This window comes from Lysobacter yananisis, from assembly GCF_031199375.1.
Taxonomy (GTDB): domain Bacteria; phylum Pseudomonadota; class Gammaproteobacteria; order Xanthomonadales; family Xanthomonadaceae; genus Lysobacter; species Lysobacter yananisis.
Map to the genome: position 1 here is coordinate 805,806 of NZ_CP133568.1, position 21,494 is coordinate 827,299.

The window sequence follows — 21,494 nt, forward strand, 5'->3', positions numbered from 1 at the left end:
CATACGGTGTCGTTCGAATGTCCGGCCATCGCGGCGATGCGAGCCGGGCCGACAGTGTCGCGCCGCCGACGCCTGCGTGTCGATGCGGAAAATTTCCATTCCGGCCGATTCGTCGCGCGCCGCAATGCGAAACTCTTATTCACGCTCGTCCGCATTCCTTCGCGCAGGCGCCGCGATTTTCCAGGTGCGTCGCGAACAGCGAAGATCGCGCCGAAAAAGTGCCTGCGCGATTGGGTAGGATTTTTCCGACGTCGCAATCAGGCGATTTCCCACTGGCGCGTTCGCGGCGATGCCGGACAGGAAACGGCAGGCAAGCCGCGTAAGAACGAGATCGCGGCCGGTCCGGCGACCTTGCGCGGAGCCACGAACCGGGCCGTGCTGTCCGCCGCATCGCAAGGATCGCTTGTCGATCCCGCCCCGCTCCGTTCGTCGCATAGGCAAGCCCCCACCGGATCCCGCCGATGAACCTCCCCGCATCTCCCCCCGCGCTCGACCGCAACTGGGCGCTGGTCGCCGCCGGCGCGGTGCTCGGCTGCGTCGCCATCGGCGCGGTGTTTGCGCTGGCGGTGCTGCTGGAGCCGATGGGCGCGGCGACGGGATGGTCGCGCGCCGGCCTGTCGGCGGCGATGACCCTGGCCTTCCTCAGCATGGGCGTGGCCGGGTTCGGCTGGGGCCTGCTCAGCGACCGCATCGGCCCGCGCGCGGTGGCGCTGGCCGGTTCGCTGCTGCTCGGCCTGGCCTGCGTGCTGGCCAGCCGCGCCGGCAGCCTGCTGCAGTTCCAGCTCGCCTACGGCGTGCTGCTCGGCGCGGCCGCGGCGGCGTTCTTCGCGCCGGTGATCGCGGCCACCGCGGCGGCGTTCGAGCGGCGGCGCAACCTGGCGATCTCGCTGGTCTCCGCCGGGGTCGGGGTAGCGCCGATGACGCTGTCGCCGCTGGTGGCGTGGCTGATCAGCCAGTACGACTGGCGCACCACGCTGCTGATCGTCGGCGCGCTGGCCTGGGCGCTGACCCTGCCGGCGGCGTGGTTCGTGCGCGCCGCGCCGGCCGCCCACGCCGCGGCGCCGGCGCAGGCCGCGGTCGGCGCGCCGCCGGCGACGATGGCGCAGGCGCTGCGCTCGCGCCCCTTCATCGTGCTGGGACTGGCGTTCTTCGCCTGCTGCGCCGCGCACTCGGGGCCGATCTTCCACACCGTCAGCTACGCCATCGGCTGCGGCCTGCCGGTGACCGCGGCGGTCACCATCTACAGCATGGAAGGCGCCGCCGGGCTCGGCGGGCGCCTGCTGTTCGGCGCGCTGGCCGACCGCTACGGGGCCAAGCCGATCCTGGTCGCCGGCCTGCTGGTGCAGGCGGTCGCCGCAGCCGGCTACCTCGCGGTGAACCAGCTCGACGGTTTCTACGCGGTGGCGCTGGTGTTCGGCCTGGCCTACGGCGGGACCATGCCGCTGTACGCCTCGCTCGCGCGCGACGCGTTCGACCCGCGCATCCTCGGCGGCGCGCTCGGCGCGGCCAGCCTGCTGTCGAGCCTGGGCATGGCGCTGGGCCCGGTGGTCGGCGGCTGGCTGTACGACCGCTACGGCAGCTACACCTGGCTGTACATCGGCTCGATGCTGGTCGGGCTGGCGGCCGCGGCGATCGCGCTGGCGTTTCCGCGCGCGCCGCGCGAACGCGGCGGCGGCGGACTGCGGCACGCCTCGCAGTATTGATCGCCGTCGAGGGGCGATTTCGCGCGCCGGAAGCTTGGCGGAAGGTTCGTGCACGCGCGCCGGCGGCGCTTGCGGCGGTCGGGAATGTTTCCGGAAGGCGAGCCTGCGCGCTTGCGCCCGGAATGGACCGGCCAGGAACTCCTGGCGCTCCGGCCGCTACGGCAATGCCCGGCGGCGGGAGTCCATCGCTGACAGGAGAACGAACCGTGGACGTGAACATGATCGACTTTCTCGAAGGCTGGGCCCGGCAATGGGCCGGCGAGCGCGGCGGCGCCAACAACTACGACTGGGACGGCACCAATCCGATCTTCCGCAAGTACGCCGACCGCTACGGCGTGAACCTGGACTGGAGCCTCGGCGACTACGCGATCCAGTCCAAGAGCACCAAGGCCGTCTCGGTCTACAGCGCCGAGTACGGCCCGTTCGACACCCGCAGCGACATCACCTTCAGCCACACCTACGACGAGACCGATTCGTTCGAATGGAGCGTGACCGAGACCGTCGGAGTGTCGCAGACCACCTCGGTCTCGGTCGGCGTGCCGGACCTGTTCAGCGCCGACGCCAGCCTGACCCTGGACCTGTCGGTGTCGACGACCCAGAGCCAGCAGAAGCAGCGCACCAACAGCTGGTCCCTGACCCGCAACTTCGAACTGGAGCCGCACACGGTCGCGACCATGGAGATGGTCCTGAACCAGACCACCGCGACCGCCGTCGCCGACCTGCGCGGGGTGATGAGCGGCCGCATCGCCATCGGCCTGAACAACCGCTGGAACGGGCACTACTTCTGGTTCGTCCCGGTCGCCGACCTGGCCCGCCAGTTCAATGCGCGCAACGACATCACGGTGATCGGCGGCAACGTCGAAGTCCGGGTGCCGGTGAAGTTCCACGGCGTCGGCGTCATCGACACCTACCTGCGCGAGAAGACCCGCGACCCTTCGGGCCGGATCGAGACGCGGCTCCACGACGGCCTCGATCCGCCGATCGCCATGCCGGAGGCCGCCTGACATGAAACGCCTCCAGACCGTCCTGCTCGTCGTCCTGTCCGCCGCCGCGGCGCTGGCCGCCCCGGCCTACGCGCAGTCGCCCGCGGCGTCGCCTTCGGCGCCGCAAGCCGCGCCCGCCGCGGCGTCGCCCGCCACCGCGGCCGACGCCGGCAAGGGCCTGCCGCGCGTCGGCGGCAACTGCAACGTCAAGTCCAAGACCCAGCAATGCTGCCTCGGCAAGACCTGCCGCGGACGCGTGCTCGGCGGCCAGTCGGGCATGGCCTGCCAACAGAAAGGCGGCGAGAGCTGGCATGGCGCCAACGGCGTCTGCCACCCGCTCTGACCCGCAACGCGGACGGCGTCGCCGGCGCCGTCCGCCCCTGGCTACCCGCACGCGGACGCGCCGACGCCGGCGCGTCCGCGCGCATGACCCGCAACGTCACCTTTCCTGTGATTCCGGTCGCGTATGCAAACTTTCGCCGCAAACTCCGCGCCGACTGTGCCGGCGGCCCGCAAAGCGCCGGCAGGCGCTGCACTACCATCGCCGCGAACCGATCGCCGCCGCGCATCCGCGCCCCGGCGGCCCACGATCATCGCGCAGCACGCAGCCGAGGCAACGGACGCCGACGTGATCACGCCCGAACCGTCCCATCCGGCCCCGGAGCATTTCCGGATCGGCGACTGGATCGTCTATCCGAAACACAACGCCATCGTCCGCGGCGAGGAACGCGTCGCGCTGGAACCGCGCACGATGGAGGCGCTGGAGTTCCTCGCCTACCACGCCGGCGAGGTGGTTCCGGCCGAGCGCCTGCTCGCCGAGTGCTGGCCCAACATCGGCGTCGGCGACAATCCGGTGCACAAGGTCGTCGCCCACCTGCGCAAGGCCTTCGGCGACCAGGCCGGGGCGCCGCGCTACATCGAGACCATCCGCAAGCGCGGCTACCGCCTGATCGCGCCGGTCGTGCTGCCTTCGGGCTATCGCGGCGCCGCGGCGCCTGCGGCGCCGGGCTGGCCGCACGGTTCGCCGTTCCGCGGGCTCGATGCCTTCGGTGCGGACGATGCCGGCGTGTTCTTCGGCCGCGACGCGGCGATCGCCTCGACCTTGCGCGCGTTGGAAGCCCAATGGCGCAGCCGCACCGCGTTCGCGCTGCTGGTCGGCGCCAGCGGCAGCGGCAAGACTTCGCTGCTGCGCGCCGGCGCGGCGCCGCGGCTGGCGCCGCCGGGCACGCATGCGCTGGCGACCCTGGCGGTCGCGCAGGTCCCGGGGCGCGGTCCCGGCGCGATCTCCTTCCATGCCGCGCTGGCCCAGGCGCTGACCCGCGACATGGCGCCGGCGTTGCTGCCGGGCGCGAGCCAAGCCGAATGGCTGGAATCGCTGGCGCGTTCGCCGAAGGCCGCGGCGACGCAGCTGCGCGCGCGCCTGGACGCCGCCGCGGTCCGCGCCGGCGCCCCGGAGCATGCGGTGCTGGCGCTGATCGTCGATCAGTTGGAAGACTTCTTCGCCGAGGGCGACGACGCCGCGGAGCAAGCGCATACCGTGCGCACGCTCGCCGCGTTGGCGCGCTGCGGCCGCGTCGCGGTGCTCGCCGCCTGCCGCAGCAGCGCCTATCCGGCGCTGTCCGAGGTCCCCGGCCTGTTGGCGCTGAAGCACCCCGACGGCCACGTCGACCTCGCGCCGCCGAGCGCGGCCGAGATCGCCGAGATGATCCGCCGCCCAGCGCAGATCGCCGCGCTGAGCTTCGAAAGCGGCGACGACGGACGCCTCGACGACGTCCTGCGCGATGCCGCAGTCGCGCAGCCGCAATGCCTGCCGCTGCTGCAGCACACGCTGCAACAGTTGTACCAGCGGCGCGAACAGGGCGGGCGGCTGACGTTCGCCGCGTATCGCGACATCGACGGGCTCGACGGCGCGCTGCACCAGCACGCCGAACGCGCGGTGGCCGAGGTGCCCGCGGCCGCGCAGCGCAGCCTGCCGCGGGTGCTGGCGCGGCTGGTCCGGCTCTCGTCCAGCGGCGAACGCCTGGGTTGCGTCCCTGCGGCGATGGAGTCCTTCGCCGACCCGCACGAACGCGAACTGATCGAAGCGCTGGTCCGCCATCGCCTGCTGGTGGACACGGTGCAGGACACGCGGCCGGCGGTGATCGTCGCCCACGAAGCCCTGCTGCGCGCGTGGCCGCGCGCGGCGGCGTGGCTGGAGGAAAGCCGCGACGGCCTGCGCCTGCGCGCGCGCTTGGCCGAGTCGGCGGCGCGGTGGCAGTCCGAAGGCCGCCGCCGCGACCTGCTGCTGCCGCGCGGCCGCCGCCTCGACGAGGCCCGGGACCTGGCGCGCCGCCGTCCCGACCTGCTCGATCCGGCGGCGACCACGCTGATCGAGCATTCCGTCCGCCGCGAAACCCGCCTGACCTGGCTGCGGCGCGCGGCGGTCGGCAGCGTCTGCGCGCTGGCCGCGGTCGCCGCCGCCGGCGGATTGCTCGCCCATCGCGCGCGCCTGCAGGCCGACCAGGAACGCGCCCGCGCGCAAGGATTGGTGGAGTACATGCTCGGCGACCTCACCGAACGCCTGGAACGGCTCGGGCGGCTCGACCTGCTCGACGGCGCCGCCCAGCGCATCCTCGAAGACCTGCGCGCGCCGGGACAGCAAAGCCGCGACACTCGCCTCAACCGTTCGCGGGTGTTGCGCCAGATCGGCAAGATCCGCGTCGCCCGCGGCGCGCCCGACGACGCGCGCGGCGCGCTGACCGAATCGCTGGCGCTGGCCGCCGGCCTGGTCGAGGACAGCCCCGCCTCGGCCGAGATGCTGCTCAATCTCGGCGAAGCTAGCTACTGGTCCGGCTATCTGGCGTTCCTGCGCGCCGACTACGACACCGCGCAATCGCACTGGCAGCGCTATCGCCGCGTCGCCGAACGCGCCGCCGCGCTGGAACCCGATCGCGCCCGCGCCTGGATCGAGACCTCCTACGCGCTCAACACGCTCGGCACGCTGAGCCGCAAGCGCGAACGCCATGCCGAGGCGCTCGCGCTGTTCGAGCGCTCCGAGCAGTACAAGCGGCGCGCGCTGCGGTTCGAGCCCGACAACCTGCGCCTGCGCGCCGACCTCGCCGACAGCCTGTCCTGGAGCGCGCGCACCCTCGACCGGCTCGGCCGCCTGGACGAGGCGCAGCGGCGCTACGCCCAGGCCATCGCGACCATCGCCCAGGTCCGCCGGCAGGCGCCGCTGGACGCGGAATGGATGCACCGCGAGGCGATCCTGCGCAGCAGCGACGGCCAGATCCTCGCCAGCCTGCAACGCACGCCGGACGCGCGCGCCGAATTCGAAGCCGCCGCGGCCTTGCTCGACCGCATCGGCGGCGAGCAGCCCGAGCGCAGCGACTGGACCCGCGACCGGCTGGCCTGCCGCCTGTCCGCGGCGGAACTGGAACTGCACGACGGTCGCGGCGCCGCGGCGCGCGCGCATCTGGAGCTCGCCGACGACGCGCTGCAAGCGTTGCTGGCCGCGGACGCCAGCGTGCAGGACCTTCCGCGCCTGCGCCTGCGCGCGGCGCTGGCCCGCGCGCGCCTGGAGTTCGCCGACGCCGGCGCGAAGGCCGCGCGCGCGCCCCTGGCCGCGGCCGAGACCCTGGCCGGCGCGGCCGCCGACCCGACCGCGCCGCTGGCGCAGAAGGACCGGGTGCTGCGCGCGCAGTTGCGGATGCTGCGCGCGCAGATCGCGCGCAGCGACGACCCCGCTGGCGCCGACCTCGCCCTTGCCGAAGCCGCGCGCTGGCTCGGCGATCCGGCCGGCGACGATCGCGAGACCGCCGATGCTCGGCGTCGCCTCGATGCCTTGTCCGCCGCGCGCGAGGCCGTCGCGGCCGCGCGCTGAACGTCTCTCCTCCACCCAACGCAAGGACCGGCCATGAACGCCACCGCGCAGACTCCGCTGTACCCGACCCGCCCCATCGAGCTGACCGTCGTACGCGTCGAAGGCGGCGGCAACACCGGCGGCGGCCGCTACTTCTTCAGCTTCCGCCCGAACATCGTGCTGATCCGCGAGCCGACTTATCTGCACTACAAGCTCAGCGAGACCTGTTCGCCCGGATTGGTGCTGGACTACGTGGTCGGCAGCGCCTCGGCCGGACAACTGCAGATCCCTCGGGAATGCGAAGACAGCTGCGTCACCATCGTCAACCACTGCATCGCGCGCGAACTGCTCAACCTGGCGTTCGTCGTGCGCGACAACACTCCGATCGCCCGATCCGGACCGGAAATGGTCATCTGCGATCCGCAGGTGCTCAACGTGCCGGAGTGATCGGACCGGCCGCGCGGCGCAGGTCGGCATCGCCCCCGACCTGCCGCCGCTGCACGCCGACCGCCGGTTGCTGCACGAACTACTGGCCAATCCGATCGACAACACGATCCGCTGCACCCCGCCCGGCGGCCGCACCGAGGTCGAGGCGCGCCGCGACGGCGCGGCAGTGCGCTTCGCGGTCGCCGACGACGGCCCCGGCATCGCCGAGTCCGAGCGCGAGCGCGTGGTCGAACGGTTCGTGCGCGGCAGCAAGGCCGATTCGCAGGGCAGCGGCCTGGGCCTGGCGATCGCGCGCGAGATCGCCGCGCTGCACGGCGGCGCGCTCACCCTGGCCGCGTCGCCGCATCGCCGCATCCCAGCGGCCTGCGGGTCAGCGTCGCCCTGCCCGCCGCCAGTGCGCCCGCCGCGCGCGGCTGATCCGTCATCGATCTTTGTCGCTCGATCTTCTGCGCTCGCTCTTCCTGGCTCACGCTTGCTCACTCACCTTCGCTCACGCTCGCTCCGCATGCAGGCGCCAACTGCGTCGCAACTTCGCATCGCTCCGCGACAAAGCGTGTCCGCCATCGATTTCGCATTGCGTTTTGCGCCTCGCCCGCACCGGCAAGCGCGCCGCAAATTTTTTTCCGCGCGCGCGAACCGCGGAAAAATCGCATGTAAGAATGACCCAATGCGCAGTACATAAAAAACGCGCTCAGTAGACTCGAAACCCTAGCGAGGGCATTCGATGGAATATCTGAAGGCACTGGCGTCGCTCGGCGTGTGGCCTGCGATCTATCCCCTGGGCGCGAGCGCGCTGGCCGTCGTCGGCGGGTCCGCCCATCGTCTTCGCTTCCATCCCCTGCTCGCGCTCGCCACCGGCAGCGCGGTGGCGACGTTGTTGCTGATGGCATTGGCCTGGGCCGGCGCGTTCGTCCCGGTCGCGATCGGCCTGGCCGGCTGGGCCGTGCTCGCCGCGTGGTGCTGGCGCGAACGCGCGTGGACGCGCATCGGCCCGGCGCTGGCGTGGTTGCGCCTGCACGCGCGCCGGCACGGCCGCGCCGCGTCCGCCGCGGCCGCGATCGTCGTCGCCGCGTTCTTCTTGTATGCGATGTATCCCAAGGAAAGCCTGCTCGGCGAACGCGACGAAGGCCTCTACGCCCAGCACGCCCTGCACCTGCTGCGCAGCGGCGGCTCGGCGATCGACCTGGCCGCGATCGGCATCGCCGGCGATCCGGGCATCGAAGCCATCGCCCAGGGCAAGGCCCCGGAGCTGCCCGGCCTGTATCCCACCGGCGCGCGCTGGACGTTCCAGTTCTCCGCCGCGACGCCGGTGTGGATGGCGATGCTCGCCGCGCCGCTCGGCCCGCAGGGCATCTTCCGCTTCAACGCGCTGATCGGCGCGCTCAACTGCGTCGCCTTCTTCGTGCTGGCGCGGCGCCTGCTTCCGGCCGGCGCGCGCGCCTGGGCGGTGCCGGCGCTGGCGGTGTTCGCGCTGCAGCCCGCGCAAGTGTGGGTGTCGCGCAACTCGCTCAGCGAACCCCTGTGCGCGTGGTTCCTCGCCACCGGCCTGTACGCCGCCAGCCTCGGCGCGGCCCGGCGTTCGCGCCGGCTCGGCCTGCTCGCCGGCGCGCTGATCGGAATGGGCTGCTTCGTGCGCATCGACGCGATCGTGTTCGCCCTGGCCGCGGCCGCCGCCGCGCTCGCCGCCGCCGCGCTCGGCCGCGACGCCCGGCAACCGCGCGCGGCGGCGGCGCTGGCCGAAACCGCGCTGGGCTGCTATCTGGTCGCCGCGTTGGCGATGGGCTATTTCCTGGCGTGCGTGCAGCCGTACCTGATCGGCCTGTCCGAACTGGTGGTGGCCGCGGCGGTGGCGACGGTGCTGTGCGCGTTCGCCGCGCGCGTGGCCGCGCGCGCGTCGGCCTTGCGCCTGGGCGAAGCCGCGGCGGCGCGCCTGGCGTGGCCGGCGGCGGCGGCGGTCGCGGCGCTGTTCGTCTATGCGCTGTGGATCCGCCCGCACCTGCCGCCGTACGCGCTGATCGAATCCAGGCTGGTGCCGCAGTTGAACGGCCAGCGCGACTATCGCGAAGCCAGCCTGAGCAACGTCGCCGCGTATCTGTCGTGGCCGGTGGTGCTGGCCGCCGGCCTCGGCGCGGCGCTGGCGGTACGCGCGATGCTGGCGCGCCGGCTGAGCCCGGCGCGGGCCTGGGTCCTGGCGTTCCTGCTGGTGCCGACCGTGGTCTACCTGTGGCGGCCGATGGTCTCGCCCGACCATATCTGGGCCGCGCGGCGCTGGCTGCCGGCGGTGTTCCCGGCCGTCATCGTGCTGGCCGCGTTCGCTGTCGCCGGCCTGGGCCGGCGCCTGTCGCGGACCGGCGCCCAGGCGCTGGCGGCGGCGCTGGCGCTGGCGCTCGGCGGCCATCTGCTGTGGCAGCAGCGCGACACCCTGCGCCTGCGCGAGGACGCGGGCATGCTCGCCCAGATCGGCGCCATCGCCGCGCAGCTGCCGAGCGACCGCCGCAGCTACGTGCTGGGCCAGCCGCAACTGGCCAGCGCCCTGCTCAACGGCTTCGGCGTGCCGGCCGTGCAGCCGCCGCCGGAGACCTGGAACGATCCGGCGCGGTTCTGCCCGGCCCACGGCGAGTGCTGGGTGGTGCACCACCCCACGGTCCAGCCGATCGCCGTCGCAGGCGCGGTCGCGGTCGCGGATTTGCCGCTGCGGCGGCTGCGTCGCGTTACTTCTGTGGAGCCGCTCGCGCACGGCACCTATCAGGAAGCCGGCCTGTGGCGCGTCACCCGGATCGCGCGCTGAGGCCGGCCGCGATGCGAACCGTACCGACGCCGCCTCGCCGGATCCACGACCGAACGCTTGCGGCGGCCGACCGCCGCATCCCTGAGGAGACCGCCCGATGAACGCACGCAGGTCGCTCCGCGCCGAGGGGCCCGTCTTCGCCGGCGGGCCGTTGCGCCCCAACGCCGTGCCCGCGCGCGACGCGCGCTATGCGCGCAAGCCGATCAAGGTGGTGATCCAACTGCCCTGCCGCGACGAGGCCGAACAACTGCCGGCGACCCTGGCCGCGCTGCCGCGGCGCCTGCCCGGCGTGGACGAGGTCGAATGGCTGGTGATCGACGACGGCTCCAGCGACGACACCGCCGACGTCGCCATCGCCCACGGCGCCCACGCGGTGCTGCGCCTGCCGCACAACCGCGGCCTGGCGCGCGCGTTCTGCGCCGGCCTGGAAGCGGCCTGCCGGCGCGGCGCCGACGTCATCGTCAACGTCGACGGCGACAACCAGTACGACGCCGCGGCGATTCCCGAACTGGTCGCGCGCGTGCTCGCCGGCCGCGCCGACATCGTGGTGGGCTGCCGCCCGATCGAGCGCATCGCCCATTTCCCGTGGTGGAAGAAGCGCCTGCAGCGGCTCGGCAGCGCGGTCGTGCGCGCCGCCGCCAGCGTGCGCGTGGACGACGCCACCAGCGGCTTTCGCGCCTACAGCCGCGACGCGGCGATGCGCCTGAACGTGTATTCGAGCTACACCTACACCCTGGAAACGCTGATCCAGGCCGGCCAGTCGGGCCTGCGCGTGGAAGGCCTGCCGGTCGGGGTGAACCCGCCGACCCGGCCGTCGCGGCTGATCCGCAGCGTGCCGCAGTACCTCGGCCGCTCGATGCTGACCATCGTGCGTTCGTTCCTGACCTACCGCCCGTTGGAGTTCTTCCTGGTGCCCTCGGGCCTGTGCATGAGCCTGGGCGCGCTGATCGGCGCGCGCTTCCTCTACGCCTTCGCCCAGGGCGACGGCGACGGCCACGTGCAGTCGCTGATCCTGTCGGCGCTGTTGATCGTGGTCGGCACGGTCGGCGCGGCGGTGGGCCTGCTGGCCAACCAGATGGTGGTCAACCGGCGCTTGCTGGAGGAACAGCAGCAGAGCCGCCGACGCGCGGAATGGCGGCCGCCGGCTTGAGTCCGATGGCCCGGGACGCACGCGACGGGAGCGGACATCGCAAGGACCTGCGGTCCGAGCGCGCGGACCGCAGCGACGCGCAAGCGGGCGACGCGCATTCGAACGGCGCGCACGCGCGCGATCCGTTTCCCGACCGCAGCGCGCACGCCACCGACGCGCGCTCGATCTGGTACCTCACCCGCAAGTTCCCGCCCTCGCGCGGCGGCATGCAGCAGCTCAGCGCGCGCATCGCCGGCGAACTGTCGGCGCTGCGGCCGCTGACCCTGGTGCGGTGGGGCCGCGGCCAGTGGGGCCTGCCGCTGTTCCTGCCGTGGGCGCTGGCGCGCCTGCTCGCCGGCCTGCTACGCGGGCGCGTGCGGGTGCTGTTGCTCGGCGATCCGGTGCTGGCGGCGCTGGCGCTGCCGGCGCGCTGGGCCGGCGTGCCGGTGGCGGTGGTGGTGCACGGGCTCGACATCGACTGGCCGCACCGCGGCTACCGCGCCTATCTGCGGCGGTTCTTCTGGAACCGCTGCGACGTCTATTTCTGCATCAGCCGCTACGTCCGCGACCGGCTCGGCGAGGGCGGCGTCGATCCGGCGCGCTGCGCGCTGGTCCATCCCGGCGTGGCCGCGACGGCGCCGTCGCCGCGGGTGCCGCCGGCGGCCGAGCCGCGCCTGCTGATCCTGGGCCGGCTGGTGCGGCGCAAGGGCGCGCTGTGGTTCGTCGAACACGTGATGCCGAAGCTGCGCGCGGACCCGCGCGGGATCGTCCTGGACATCGTCGGCGAAGGCCCCGACCGCGCCGCGATCGAACGCGCGATCGAGCGCGAAGGCCTGCACGCGCGGGTGCGGATGTGGGGCGAGGTCGACGACGCCGAAAAGGCGCGCCGGCTCGACGCCTGCGACCTGGCGCTGATGCCGAACCGGCGCGTGCCCGGCGACCCGGAAGGTTTCGGCCTGGTCGCGCTGGAAGCGGCGATGAGCGGGCGCTACGTGCTCGCCGCCGACCTGGAGGGCCTGCGCGACGCGCTCGCCGATCCGGCGCTGGGCCGGCTGCTGCCGGAGCGGGCCGACCCGGGCCTGTGGTCCGCGGCGATCCTCGAGCTGCTCGCCGATCGCGCCGCGCTGCGCGAGCGCGGCCGCGCCGCGCGCGCGCATGCCGCCGCGCACTGCACTTGGCGCGACATGGCGCAACGCTACGCCGAACGACTCGATGCGTTCGTCTGAGCCGGCGTCCGGCGGATGGCGCCGCGGCGGCCGCGCCGCCGGCTGGCTGCTCGGCCTGGCCGCGCTGGCCTTGGTCGCGCAGCAAGCCTGGGTGCGGCGCGCGCAGTGGCAGCCGCTGTGGCAACGCCTGGACGCGGCCGACATCGCCCTGGCGCTGGCGCTGTGCTTGGCGATGCAGGTCGCCTTCGGCCTGGCCTGGCATTTGTTCGCGCACGGCCGCTGGGTGCGCGCGCAGGCGTATGCCGATCTGCTGCGCTGGGGCCAGAGCCTGCCGGCCAAGTACCTGCCCGGCAAGATCTGGCAGGGCGTGGCGCGCAGCGCGTTGTACGCCGGCGAACGCCGCGCTGCGCTGACCTTTGTGTTGTTCGTGCGCGAACAGTTGCTGTCGCTGGGCATCGGCGCGACGATCGCCGCGCTGGTTGCGCCGGCTGCGCTGTCGCCGCGCGCCGGTCTCGCGCTCCAGGTCGCCCTGCTCGCCTTCGCCGTCGCGGTCAGCGCGGCCGCGCTGTGGCGGCGCGTGCCCGCCGTCGTGGCCGCGCGGCTGCCGGCGGCGCTGGCCGGCTGGAACGAAGGCCTGCCCGCGCGCGCGGTGCTGGCGCGGGTGTGGCTGCTGCAATGGCTGGCCTACGCGGCGATGTGCGCGGCCTTCGCCGTGTTGGTGCGCGGCTTCGGCCTGGAACTCGACCTGGCGCGGTCCTCGGCCGCGCTGTGCCTGGCCGGCCTGGCCGGCGTGCTGGCGGTGTTGGTCCCGGCCGGGCTCGGCGTGCGCGAGGCCGGCCTGTTCTGGTGCCTGGCGCCGCTGGTCGGCGCCGGCAACGCGGCGATGCTGGCGCTGGCCTGGCGCCTGGCGATCACCGCCGGCGAAGCGGCCTTCGCCGCCGCCAGCTTCGCCCTGGGCGCGCTGCGCCGGCGCTGAACGCCGCGACGATGCGACGCGCAACGAAAAGCCGCGCCCGCTTGCGCGGACGCGGCTCTGGCATCGCCGGCGCTGCGCGCCGCTATGCCGCGATCAGAACTCCTCGGCGATCGCGTGGCCGATGAACAACGGCGGGTTGGCGCCGTTGCCGGTCTCGCAGGTCACGCCGTAGTTGATCATCAACGACAGCAGGTTGCGCGACTCGACCTTGAGCACGTACAGCCCGTTGACCCCGTTGTTGTGGGTGCTGCGCTCGCCCAGGTAGACCTTCTGGAACGAACTGATGTTGTTGCCGCCGGCGATGACGTTGCCCTGCGGGTCCTCCAGGCGCATTTCCAGCTGCGGCGCGCCGGTGCCGTCGAGGCGGCAGCTGACGTAGTCCGGCGCCTGCAGGTACAGGCCGAAACGGTCCTGGCCGCTGAGCAGGCCGAGCAAGGTGCCCAGCGCGCTGGAGCTGGAGGTGCCGATCTTCTTGGAACGGTCGTCCTGCGGATCGGCGGTCTTGGCGATGCGGAAGTCGCCGTCGAAGGTCGCGTTCTCCTGCGTGGTGCAGTACGCCGCGAACGCCGGGTTGGCGGTCGGCGTGGTGCCGCGGAAGGTCGCCTGCACGTTGCTGTAGTCGCCGGCCGGCGCGCCGGCCGCGGTGAACACGTCGAGGATGCGCACGGTTTCGTTGGCGCTGAGGTTGGTCACCTGCTGGTTGCCCAACTGCGAGCCCGAGGCGTCGCGCAGCTGCCAGGTCACCTGCACCGGCTCGTTGATCGAAGCGACGAAGCAGTTGCTCTGGTAGCCCGGCGCGGCCGCCTGCCGGCGCAGGCCGGTGACGATCGAGTCGTTGGCGCCGCTGCCGAGCGAGCCGATCTTGAAACCTTCCACCGAGAAGCCGACGCCGGCGAAGGACTGGATGCGGCTATAGGCCGTGATCGGGATGTTGGCCGCGCTCTGTTCGACCAGGGCGATCTGGCCGTAATTGCTGGCGGCGCCCGCCGGCACCGCGCACAGGTCGGCCAGGGTGCCCGATGCCACCGCGTTGGGCGCGACGCTGAGGGTGGTGCAAGGACGCTCGCCGGCGAACGGAGTGCCGGGCGCGCCGTAGTAGGTGACCTTGACGCTCGCCGTCGCGGTTCCGGCGTTGCGCACGAAGATCGTGGAGGAGTAGGTGGAGCTGTTCACCACCAGCGGAAGGCGCAGGATGGTGCCGTAGCCATCGGCGCTTTGCGCCAGGGCATTGCCGCTCAGCAACGCCGCGGCCAACAGGCAGTACATACGACGGGCTTTCATAGCAGAGTCCTCTCTCGTCCATATCAAGGCCCTGGGCGCGCGCCCATGGGCGTACGCTCCGGCCCGTTTCGCTGGGGGCCGGAACCGGGACAACGCACGATGCGTTGCTTTTGCTGCGCGGCGGCCGGCGCTACTGGTCGATCAGCCGGTCGGGGAAAGGTTGCTTGCCGGCGAGGACGGCGGCGATCTCGTCCCTGCCGATGCCGTAGATCTTGGAAATCGCCTCGGGCTGGTCGCGCATCTGCTGCAGGCGCTGGCGCTTGAGTTCCTCGCGCGCGCCCGGCGACAGCGCCAGACCCTGGTTGTAGACGATCTCGTGCTGTTTTCCGTCGGGGCCCTTGTAGCTTTGCGGCGGCTGCGCCTGCGGCGCGGCGCTGCGCACGGTCTCGGCCAGCGCGGCCTGGCGCTGCGGCCCGCTGAGTTGCGGCGCTTCGCCCAGCGGCTGCACCGATCGCGGCGCCGCGCCGAGCGCGTCGGCGCTCGCGGCGCCGGCCGCGGACGGCGCCGGGTCGCGCGGCGCGCTCCACGGTTTCCAGATCAGCACGCCGAGGATCAAGACGGCGCTGCCCAGCAGCGCCACGGGAAGGCGCGAAGACGCGGCCATGAATCCCCCTGTTCTGTTTGTCGATTTCTCGCTCGGATGACGTCGTCGGCGCGCGTTGGAACCCGCTTCGACGTGGCGATCATCGCAGATGTTCGCCTCGGTATTTTCAAGCTTTGTATCGCTTCCTAACCGTCAATAACGTGACAAGGGGCGACAAAGCGGCCGCGAAAAATCCAGGGATTCGCTTACTGCAACCCGCAACTCATCGGAAGTGGGCAGACGTTCGCGCGGACTCGTTAGTCCGATGCAATCGACCGTGAGCGAAGGTGAGCGAAGCGGAAAATCCAGCGAAAAACGCCTCGAATAATCGATTCCCGTCGATGTCCGCGAACGCGCTTGGTTTGCGTTGGGAATTGTTTGATGCGCTGGACGAACGCATCGCGCGTCCGTGCCGGCGCCGAAGCGCATGCGAGGCATCGCCGAACCGCGCGATGTCGCCGGCCTTCGCCGACCGCGTATTGCGCGATAGCCATTCGCGCATCGATGCGCATCGCCAGGCGCGATGTCGCGGCCGCGCGAGCATCCATGGCCGCAACGCGACGATCGACGATGCGACCGGCGTCGGATCGAATCCCAACAAGCGCCGAGATTGCGGCAGCCTCGCCGCCTTGCTAGCATCCCGCGCCCGGCCGCCCCGCGTACGCCGGCTTCCCCCCGCCGCCATCCGCGCGGCGCAACACGGCACGCACGCCGGCTTCGGCGTCCGCCCGATCTAAGGACAGACATGCTTTCCATCATCGTCATGGGCATCTTCGGCGGCCTCTGCGGCCTGGGTTTCCTCGCCGTCATGGCCCTGGTCGCCAAGAACGGCAAACACCAGTTCGACTACGTCCAGTTCGATTCCGAGCAGGACGTCTACGCGCTCGCCCAGGGTTGGGCCGGCCGCAACGGTTACGCGCTCAAGCGCAGCGAAGGCGGCCTGCGCGTCTACCAGAAAGGCACCGGCTTCCTGACCGCGCCGATGTTCCTGGAGATCGATCGCAACGACGGCCGCTGGTCGTTCAAGAGCTACGTGCGCGTCAACGGCCTGGTGGTGCAAGGCGACGTCGGCCTGTCCGGCGACGGCTTCCTGGTCAAGGTGCCGCGCTCGATGGCGAAGAAGGCGCAGAACGAGCTGTACACCGCGGCCGGCCTCGCGCCGTTGAAGTAAGCGCGACTTCGGCGCGCGCCCGGGCTGACCGGCGCGCCGTCAGCGGCCGGCGCGCCAGCGCAACGCCTGCGCCTGCGCGCGCTGTATCCACTCGTGCTTGCAGTCGCTGTAAGCGTGCGAATCCTCGCGATGGCATGCGAGGCAGCGCGATTTGACCGCGTCGTACTCGGCGGCGACCTCGGCGTGCGCGCGCAGGTAGTCGCGGAACGCGAGATGGCGCTCGGCTTCGGCCGACCCGGCCTCATAGCAATGCGCCTGCACCAGGCGCCGCTCGCCGGCGGCGTCGCTCAACGTGCAGTAGCGCCGTCCCGGCAGGCCGTACTCGCCCCACCAGCGGTATCCCAGCGCCTCGACCTCGCCGCGGCGCGCATCCAGCGCGCGCACCACCGGCATCAGGTCGAGCACCGGCTTGGCGCGGATGCCGGCGATCGCGGTCGAACCGATGTGATGCACGTCGACCAGCGTCGGCCCGATCGCCGCCGCCAGCGCCAGCGCGCGCTCGCGCGCGGCCTGCGCCCAGCGCGGGTCGTGCGGGACCAGTTCGACCCGGATCGGCGGCGGCATGGGCGCGCTCCTGCGCGGCGGTGGAGCGGCGATTTCAAAGGCGCGCGGCGTCCGGGTCAATAGCGCCGCCGCGACGGCGGCACGGATGCGCTCAGGTGTCCGCCGGATCGGTCCGGTCGGCCGGCGCCGGCGCCGCGGCTTCGTCGCCGTAATAGACCAGGCCGATCTTGATCCGCCCGCGCCCCTGCGCCTTGCGCTGGCGGTTGGTGTCGCGCAGCGAATACACGCAGCCGCAGTACTCCTGCTGGTAGAAGCGCTCGCGCTTGCTGATCTCGACCATGCGCTGGGAGCCGCCGCCCTTGCGCCAGTTGTAATCCCAGTACGACAGCCCCGGATAGCGCGCCGCGGCGCGGTGGCCGCAGTCGTTGATCTGCTCCATGTTCTTCCAGCGCGAGATCCCCAGCGAACTGCTGATCGCGGCGAAGCCGTGTTCGTGCGCGTACAGCGCGGTGCGCTCGAAGCGCATGTCGAAGCACATGGTGCAGCGGATGCCGCGCTCGGGTTCGTTCTCCATGCCGCGGGCGCGGGCGAACCAATTGTCGGTGTCGTAGTCGGCATCGACGAAGGGCACGCCGTGCTTGTCGGCGAAGCGGACGTTCTCGTCCTTGCGCAGCTCGTATTCCTTCACCGGGTGGATGTTGGGGTTGTAGAAGAAGATCGTGTAGTCGATGCCGGCGGCCAGCAGCGCTTCCATGACCTCGCCCGAGCACGGCGCGCAGCACGAGTGCAGCAGCAGGCGTTGCGCGCCGTCGGGCAGGCTCAGCGGCGGCCGCGGCGCGCTCACGCGCCGGCGGCTGGCTTCGCCAGCAGCTGGATCACGCTGGAGAAATCCAGCCCGCCGCGGCCGGCGCGGGCGTTGAGCGCGTAGAGGTTGCGCGCCAGTTCGCCCAACGGGATCGGCGAACCCACGCCCATCGCCGCCTCGGCGGCCAGGCCCAGGTCCTTGAGCATCAGGTCGCTGCCGAAGCCGCCGCTGTAGCCGCGCGAGGCCGGCGCGTTCTCCAGCACGCCCGGCCACGGATTGCACACCTCGGTGGCCCAGCTGCGGCCGGTGCTGACCGCCATCATCTGCGACAGCGCGGCCGGGTCCAGCCCGTGCGCGGCGCCGAGCGCGAGCGCTTCGCCGGTCGCGGCCATGATCACGCCCAGGGCCATGTTGTTGCACAGCTTGGCGACCTGGCCGGCGCCGCTGGCGCCCATGTGGAAGACGTTGCGGCCCATCGCCTGCAGCAGCGGGCGCGCGCGCTCCAGCGCCGCGGCTTCGCCGCCGACGATGAAGGTCAGGGTGCCGGCGGCGGCGCCGGCGGTGCCGCCGGACACCGGCGCGTCGATCATCGCCACGCCGCGCGCGGCGGCCGCGGCGGCGACCTTCTGCGCGCTGGCCGGCGCGATGGTGCTGCAATCGATCGCCAGCGCTTGCGGCGCGAGCCGCGCCAGCAGGCCGTCCGCGCCGAGGTACAGCCCCTCGACATGGCGGCTGGCCGGCAACATCGAGATCGCGACTTCGGCGCCGTCGACCGCTTCGGCCGCGCTCGCGGCCGCGCGCGCGCCGAGCGCGACGGCGGCCTCGACCGCCGCCGGCACCAGGTCGAACACCTGCAGTTCGTGCCCGGCCTTGAGCAGGTTGGCGGCCATCGGGCCGCCCATGTGGCCCAGTCCGATGAAGGCGATGCGGCTCATGCGCGCGGCTCCGTGGCGGCGCCCAGGTCGGCGAGCGGATGCGGCTGCGCGGCGTCCGGGGCGCGGAAGAAGGATTCGGCCCACGACGCCGTGGCGTGGGCCAGGGTCGCCGGGTTCCAGCGGGGGTTGCGGTCCTTGTCGATCAGCAGCGCGCGGATGCCTTCGGCGAAATCGCCGTGCGCGGCGCAATGCAGCGAAGTCCAGTATTCCAGGCGGAAGGTGTCGGCCAGCGACAGCGACGCGGCCCGGCGCTGCAGCTCATAGCCCAAGCGCGCCGAGCCGGGCGCGCCGGCGGCGAAGGTCTTGCGCGCGGTTTGCAGCCACGGGTCGTCGGATTCGAGCGCATCGAGCCGCGCGACCATCGCTTCCAGCGAATCGGCCGCGCACAGGTCGGCGACCGTCGCGGCGTGTTGCTGCAACGGCCCCGCCGGCGCGGGTTCGGCCAGACCTTGCAGCAGCACCGTCAGGGTGGCGCGGTCGCGCGCGGCGTCGAAGCTCCACGGCGCGTCGATCGCGGCCTGCAGCGCATCGGCGCGACGCGCCTCGGGCAGGTGGTGATCGGCCAGCCGCGCGCGGATCGCGTCGCCGGCGTTGAGCGGCGCGCCGGTCAGCGCCAGGAACAGGCCGGCGCGTTCGGGCACGCGCGCCAGCAGCCAGCTGCCGCCGACATCGGGGTACAGGCCGACGGTGATCTCCGGGAACGCCAGCTTCGAGCGCTCGCTCACCACGCGGTGGCTGGCGCCGGCCATCAGGCCGATGCCGCCGCCCATGACGATGCCGTGGCCCCAGCACAGCAGCGGCTTGGGATAGGTGTGGATGCGGTAGTCGAGGCGGTACTCGGTTTCGAAGAAGGCCTCGGCGTGGACGTTGCCGCGCGGGTCGGCGAAGTCGTCGCCGTCCCAGCGGCCGCGCGCGCGTTGCTCGCGCATGCCGCGGTACAGCCCGTGCAGGTCGCCGCCGGCGCAAAACGCCTTCTCGCCCGCGCCCTGCAGCCACACCATCGCCAGCGCCGGGTCCTGCGCCCAGCGCTGCAACTGCGCGTCGAGCAGGCGCGCCATCTCCAGCGACAGGCCGTTGAGCGTGGCCGGCGCGTTGAGCGTGGCGATGCCGATGCGGCCGTGCGCACCCTGGCGCTCTTCGAACAGCACCGGCGCCGGCTGCGCCGAGTCCTGCGCCGAACCCCGCGCGTCCGCGTCCTTGAGATGCGCGTTCATGCGTTCTTCCATTGCGGCGCGCGCTTTTCCAGGAACGCGGCCACGCCCTCGACCTGATCGGCGCTGTCGAACAGATCGACGAAGGCCTCGCGCTCGCGCACCAACGCGGTCGCGTGCGGCTGGCTGCGGGTGGCCTGGACCAGCGCCTTGCACGCGGCCACGCTGGTCGGGCTCTGCTTTTCGGCCTGCTTCGCCCATTCCAGCGCGCGCGCCAGCGCCTGGCCCTTGGGCACCACCTCCTCGACCAGGCCGATGCGCAGCGCGGTCGCCGCGTCGATGCGTTCGCCGAGCAGGATCATGCGCTTGGCCCAGCCCTCGCCGACCAGCCGCGGCAGGTTCTGGGTGCCGCCGGCGCAGGGCAGCAGGCCGACGGTGGCCTCCGGCAGCGCCAGCTGCGCCTGTTCCTCGGCGACGCGCAGGTCGCAGGCCAGCGCGCATTCCAGGCCGCCGCCCATGGCGTAGCCGTTGATCGCGGCGATCGACACGCCGCGGAACGCACTGAGCGTCTCGAAGGCCTCGCCGAAGCGGCGCGCGGCCTCGCGCGCCAGCGCCTTGTCGCCGCCGGCGAACTGCTTGAGGTCGGCGCCGGCGCTGAAGAACTTCTCGCCTTCGCCGACGATCACCAGCGCGTAGACCTCGCGGTCGGCGTCGAGGTCGCGGACCAGGTCGCGCAGCGCGGCCAGGCTGTCGCGGGTCCAGGTGTTGGCCGGCGGGTTGCTCAACGTCACCACCGCGGTGTGGCCGTCGATGCGCAGCTGCAGCCCCGCATGGGTCTTGGCGGTCGAACTCATCGCAATTCCTCTTCGCTGTTGAGCAGGTGGCGCGCGATGATCACGCGCATGATCTCGTTGGTGCCTTCCAGGATCTGGTGCACGCGGCAGTCGCGCATCAGCCGCTCGATCGGGTACTCGCGGATGTAGCCGTAGCCGCCGTGGATCTGCAGCGCTTCGTTGCAGATCGAAAAGCCCGCGTCGGTGGCGAAGCGCTTGGCCATCGCGCACCACACGGTGGCGTCGCCGGCGCCGGCATCGACCTTGCGCGCGGCGGTGTGGACCATCTGCCGCGCCGCCACCAGCTGCGTGGCCATGTCGGCGAGCTTGAACTGCAGCGCCTGGAATTCGGCCAGTTTCTTGCCGAACTGGCGGCGCTCGCCCATGTAGCGCCGGGCCGCGTCGAGCGCGCCCTGGGCCGCGCCGAGCGAGCAGCTGGCGATGTTGAGGCGGCCGCCGTCGAGGCCCTTCATCGCGATCTTGAAGCCGTCGCCTTCCGCGCCGAGCAGGTGGTCGGCCGGCACGCGTACGCCTTCGAACGAAATGCCGCGGGTGGGCTGGCTGTTCCAGCCCATCTTCTCTTCCTTGCGCCCGTAGACGATGCCGGCCGCGTCGGCCGGCACCGCGAACGCGCTGATGCCGCGCGCGCCGTCGCCGCCGGTGCGCGCCATCACCACCAGCAGGTCGGTCGAGCCGGCGCCGGAGATGAAGGCCTTGGCGCCGTCGATGACGTAGTCGCCGCCGTCGCGCCGCGCGCGCGTGCGCAGCGAGGCCGCGTCCGAACCCGCGCCGGGCTCGGTCAGGCAGTACGAAGCCAGCTTGCGCCCGCTGGCCAGTTCCGCGCCCCAGCGCGCGCGCAGCGCCGGGGCGGCGTGCGCGGCGAACATCCAGGTGGCCATGTTGTGGATGCTGATGAAGGCGGCGGTGGAGGGATCGGCCGCGGCCAGTTCCTCGAACACGATCGCCGCGTCGAGCCGGGTCAGGCCGGAGCCGCCGGCCGCCTCGTCCACGTACAAGCCGCAGAAGCCCAGTTCGCCGGCCTGGGCGATGGCTTCGCGCGGAAACACGCTGTGCGCGTCCCAGTGCGCCGCATGCGGCGCGAGTTCGGCGCGGGCGAAATCGCGCGCGGCCTCGCGGTAGGCCGCCTGTTCTTCGCTGAGCCCGGTCGGCGCGGCCGGATGAACCTGCCAGTCCATGA

General features: G+C 72.4%; 21 protein-coding genes. 13 read left to right on the forward strand and 8 right to left on the reverse strand.

Annotated elements, in window-relative coordinates:
• Positions 1–6 precede the first annotated feature (6 nt).
• From RDV84_RS03470 to RDV84_RS03520, 11 genes are all read left to right on the forward strand, one after another.
• The gene (locus RDV84_RS03470) at positions 7–465 is read left to right on the forward strand and encodes a hypothetical protein (RefSeq protein WP_138884621.1); all 459 of its coding nucleotides are present in this window, start codon (positions 7–9) and stop codon (positions 463–465) included.
• Entirely contained in the window at positions 462–1,703 is a 1,242-nt protein-coding gene (locus RDV84_RS03475; RefSeq protein ID WP_309152456.1) for an MFS transporter, read from the forward strand. Before RDV84_RS03470 ends, RDV84_RS03475 begins: the two co-directional genes overlap by 4 nt.
• Before the next feature lie 206 nt (positions 1,704–1,909).
• A complete protein-coding gene (locus tag RDV84_RS03480) occupies positions 1,910–2,707 on the forward strand; it encodes an ETX/MTX2 family pore-forming toxin (RefSeq protein ID WP_158229880.1) in 798 nt (265 codons plus the stop codon).
• A 1-nt stretch (position 2,708) separates the two neighbouring features.
• The gene (locus RDV84_RS03485; RefSeq protein WP_309152457.1) at positions 2,709–3,029 is read left to right on the forward strand and encodes a hypothetical protein; all 321 of its coding nucleotides are present in this window, start codon (positions 2,709–2,711) and stop codon (positions 3,027–3,029) included.
• Between the two features lie 285 nt (positions 3,030–3,314).
• Positions 3,315–6,548 (forward strand): nSTAND1 domain-containing NTPase, encoded by a 3,234-nt coding sequence (locus RDV84_RS03490; protein WP_309152459.1) that lies wholly within the window; start codon positions 3,315–3,317, stop codon positions 6,546–6,548.
• A 33-nt stretch (positions 6,549–6,581) separates the two neighbouring features.
• Entirely contained in the window at positions 6,582–6,974 is a 393-nt protein-coding gene (locus tag RDV84_RS03495; protein ID WP_198944632.1) for a hypothetical protein, read from the forward strand.
• Positions 6,975–7,041: 67 nt separating this feature from the next.
• Positions 7,042–7,656 (forward strand): ATP-binding protein, encoded by a 615-nt coding sequence (locus RDV84_RS03500; RefSeq protein WP_309152460.1) that lies wholly within the window; start codon positions 7,042–7,044, stop codon positions 7,654–7,656.
• Between the two features lie 42 nt (positions 7,657–7,698).
• Positions 7,699–9,762, forward strand: coding sequence for a hypothetical protein (locus tag RDV84_RS03505; RefSeq protein WP_309152461.1), 2,064 nt, complete (start codon positions 7,699–7,701; stop codon positions 9,760–9,762).
• Between the two features lie 97 nt (positions 9,763–9,859).
• Positions 9,860–10,912, forward strand: a complete 1,053-nt coding sequence (locus RDV84_RS03510; RefSeq protein WP_231783941.1) for a glycosyltransferase family 2 protein — start codon at positions 9,860–9,862, stop codon at positions 10,910–10,912.
• Positions 10,913–10,917: 5 nt separating this feature from the next.
• Positions 10,918–12,117, forward strand: a complete 1,200-nt coding sequence (locus RDV84_RS03515) for a glycosyltransferase family 4 protein (RefSeq protein ID WP_309152462.1) — start codon at positions 10,918–10,920, stop codon at positions 12,115–12,117.
• The gene (locus RDV84_RS03520; RefSeq protein ID WP_309152463.1) at positions 12,104–13,033 is read left to right on the forward strand and encodes a lysylphosphatidylglycerol synthase domain-containing protein; all 930 of its coding nucleotides are present in this window, start codon (positions 12,104–12,106) and stop codon (positions 13,031–13,033) included. The genes RDV84_RS03515 and RDV84_RS03520 overlap by 14 nt, the downstream gene beginning before the upstream one ends.
• 93 nt (positions 13,034–13,126) lie before the next feature.
• Here RDV84_RS03520 and RDV84_RS03525 read toward each other — a convergent pair whose 3' ends face one another.
• Both RDV84_RS03525 and RDV84_RS03530 read right to left on the reverse strand, forming a co-directional pair.
• Entirely contained in the window at positions 13,127–14,314 is a 1,188-nt protein-coding gene (locus RDV84_RS03525; protein ID WP_309152464.1) for a hypothetical protein, read from the reverse strand.
• Positions 14,315–14,444: 130 nt separating this feature from the next.
• On the reverse strand, positions 14,445–14,918 hold the full coding sequence (locus RDV84_RS03530; RefSeq protein ID WP_309152465.1) for a hypothetical protein: 474 nt from the start codon (positions 14,916–14,918) through the stop codon (positions 14,445–14,447).
• Between the two features lie 320 nt (positions 14,919–15,238).
• On the opposite strand from RDV84_RS03530, the gene RDV84_RS03535 reads away from it, so the two are divergent.
• The gene (locus RDV84_RS03535; RefSeq protein WP_309152466.1) at positions 15,239–15,634 is read left to right on the forward strand and encodes a hypothetical protein; all 396 of its coding nucleotides are present in this window, start codon (positions 15,239–15,241) and stop codon (positions 15,632–15,634) included.
• An 8-nt stretch (positions 15,635–15,642) separates the two neighbouring features.
• Positions 15,643–16,068 (forward strand): hypothetical protein, encoded by a 426-nt coding sequence (locus RDV84_RS03540; RefSeq protein WP_057946141.1) that lies wholly within the window; start codon positions 15,643–15,645, stop codon positions 16,066–16,068.
• A 39-nt stretch (positions 16,069–16,107) separates the two neighbouring features.
• Here RDV84_RS03540 and RDV84_RS03545 read toward each other — a convergent pair whose 3' ends face one another.
• From RDV84_RS03545 to RDV84_RS03570, 6 genes are all read right to left on the reverse strand, one after another.
• The gene (locus tag RDV84_RS03545) at positions 16,108–16,632 is read right to left on the reverse strand and encodes a GrpB family protein (RefSeq protein ID WP_309152469.1); all 525 of its coding nucleotides are present in this window, start codon (positions 16,630–16,632) and stop codon (positions 16,108–16,110) included.
• A gap of 91 nt (positions 16,633–16,723) precedes the next feature.
• Positions 16,724–17,416: an epoxyqueuosine reductase QueH gene (locus tag RDV84_RS03550; RefSeq protein ID WP_309152470.1), complete on the reverse strand. Its 693-nt coding sequence runs from the start codon at positions 17,414–17,416 to the stop codon at positions 16,724–16,726.
• Entirely contained in the window at positions 17,413–18,312 is a 900-nt protein-coding gene (gene mmsB, locus RDV84_RS03555; protein ID WP_057946138.1) for a 3-hydroxyisobutyrate dehydrogenase, read from the reverse strand. The genes RDV84_RS03550 and mmsB overlap by 4 nt, the downstream gene beginning before the upstream one ends.
• A complete protein-coding gene (locus RDV84_RS03560; protein WP_309152471.1) occupies positions 18,309–19,526 on the reverse strand; it encodes an enoyl-CoA hydratase/isomerase family protein in 1,218 nt (405 codons plus the stop codon). Before RDV84_RS03560 ends, mmsB begins: the two co-directional genes overlap by 4 nt.
• Positions 19,523–20,317: an enoyl-CoA hydratase gene (locus RDV84_RS03565; RefSeq protein ID WP_309152472.1), complete on the reverse strand. Its 795-nt coding sequence runs from the start codon at positions 20,315–20,317 to the stop codon at positions 19,523–19,525. The genes RDV84_RS03560 and RDV84_RS03565 overlap by 4 nt, the downstream gene beginning before the upstream one ends.
• Positions 20,314–21,492 carry an acyl-CoA dehydrogenase family protein gene (locus RDV84_RS03570; protein WP_425606314.1) on the reverse strand — a complete coding sequence of 393 codons (1,179 nt, stop codon included), beginning with the start codon at positions 21,490–21,492 and terminating at the stop codon, positions 20,314–20,316. Before RDV84_RS03570 ends, RDV84_RS03565 begins: the two co-directional genes overlap by 4 nt.
• Positions 21,493–21,494: the final 2 nt, after the last annotated feature.

What these genes read in the sequence shown, in the direction of transcription:
- RDV84_RS03560 (WP_309152471.1), bottom strand. Translation starts at nt 19,526, where the DNA reads ATGAACGCGCATCTCAAGGACGCGGACGCGCGGGGTTCGGCGCAGGAC.
- RDV84_RS03570 (WP_425606314.1), bottom strand. Translation starts at nt 21,492, where the DNA reads ATGGACTGGCAGGTTCATCCGGCCGCGCCGACCGGGCTCAGCGAAGAA.
- RDV84_RS03525 (WP_309152464.1), bottom strand. Translation starts at nt 14,314, where the DNA reads ATGAAAGCCCGTCGTATGTACTGCCTGTTGGCCGCGGCGTTGCTGAGC.
- RDV84_RS03545 (WP_309152469.1), bottom strand. Translation starts at nt 16,632, where the DNA reads ATGCCGCCGCCGATCCGGGTCGAACTGGTCCCGCACGACCCGCGCTGG.
- RDV84_RS03520 (WP_309152463.1), top strand. Translation starts at nt 12,104, where the DNA reads ATGCGTTCGTCTGAGCCGGCGTCCGGCGGATGGCGCCGCGGCGGCCGC.
- RDV84_RS03495 (WP_198944632.1), top strand. Translation starts at nt 6,582, where the DNA reads ATGAACGCCACCGCGCAGACTCCGCTGTACCCGACCCGCCCCATCGAG.
- RDV84_RS03475 (WP_309152456.1), top strand. Translation starts at nt 462, where the DNA reads ATGAACCTCCCCGCATCTCCCCCCGCGCTCGACCGCAACTGGGCGCTG.
- RDV84_RS03565 (WP_309152472.1), bottom strand. Translation starts at nt 20,317, where the DNA reads ATGAGTTCGACCGCCAAGACCCATGCGGGGCTGCAGCTGCGCATCGAC.
- mmsB (WP_057946138.1), bottom strand. Translation starts at nt 18,312, where the DNA reads ATGAGCCGCATCGCCTTCATCGGACTGGGCCACATGGGCGGCCCGATG.
- RDV84_RS03540 (WP_057946141.1), top strand. Translation starts at nt 15,643, where the DNA reads ATGCTTTCCATCATCGTCATGGGCATCTTCGGCGGCCTCTGCGGCCTG.
- RDV84_RS03485 (WP_309152457.1), top strand. Translation starts at nt 2,709, where the DNA reads ATGAAACGCCTCCAGACCGTCCTGCTCGTCGTCCTGTCCGCCGCCGCG.
- RDV84_RS03505 (WP_309152461.1), top strand. Translation starts at nt 7,699, where the DNA reads ATGGAATATCTGAAGGCACTGGCGTCGCTCGGCGTGTGGCCTGCGATC.
- RDV84_RS03535 (WP_309152466.1), top strand. Translation starts at nt 15,239, where the DNA reads ATGTCCGCGAACGCGCTTGGTTTGCGTTGGGAATTGTTTGATGCGCTG.
- RDV84_RS03530 (WP_309152465.1), bottom strand. Translation starts at nt 14,918, where the DNA reads ATGGCCGCGTCTTCGCGCCTTCCCGTGGCGCTGCTGGGCAGCGCCGTC.
- RDV84_RS03515 (WP_309152462.1), top strand. Translation starts at nt 10,918, where the DNA reads ATGGCCCGGGACGCACGCGACGGGAGCGGACATCGCAAGGACCTGCGG.
- RDV84_RS03510 (WP_231783941.1), top strand. Translation starts at nt 9,860, where the DNA reads ATGAACGCACGCAGGTCGCTCCGCGCCGAGGGGCCCGTCTTCGCCGGC.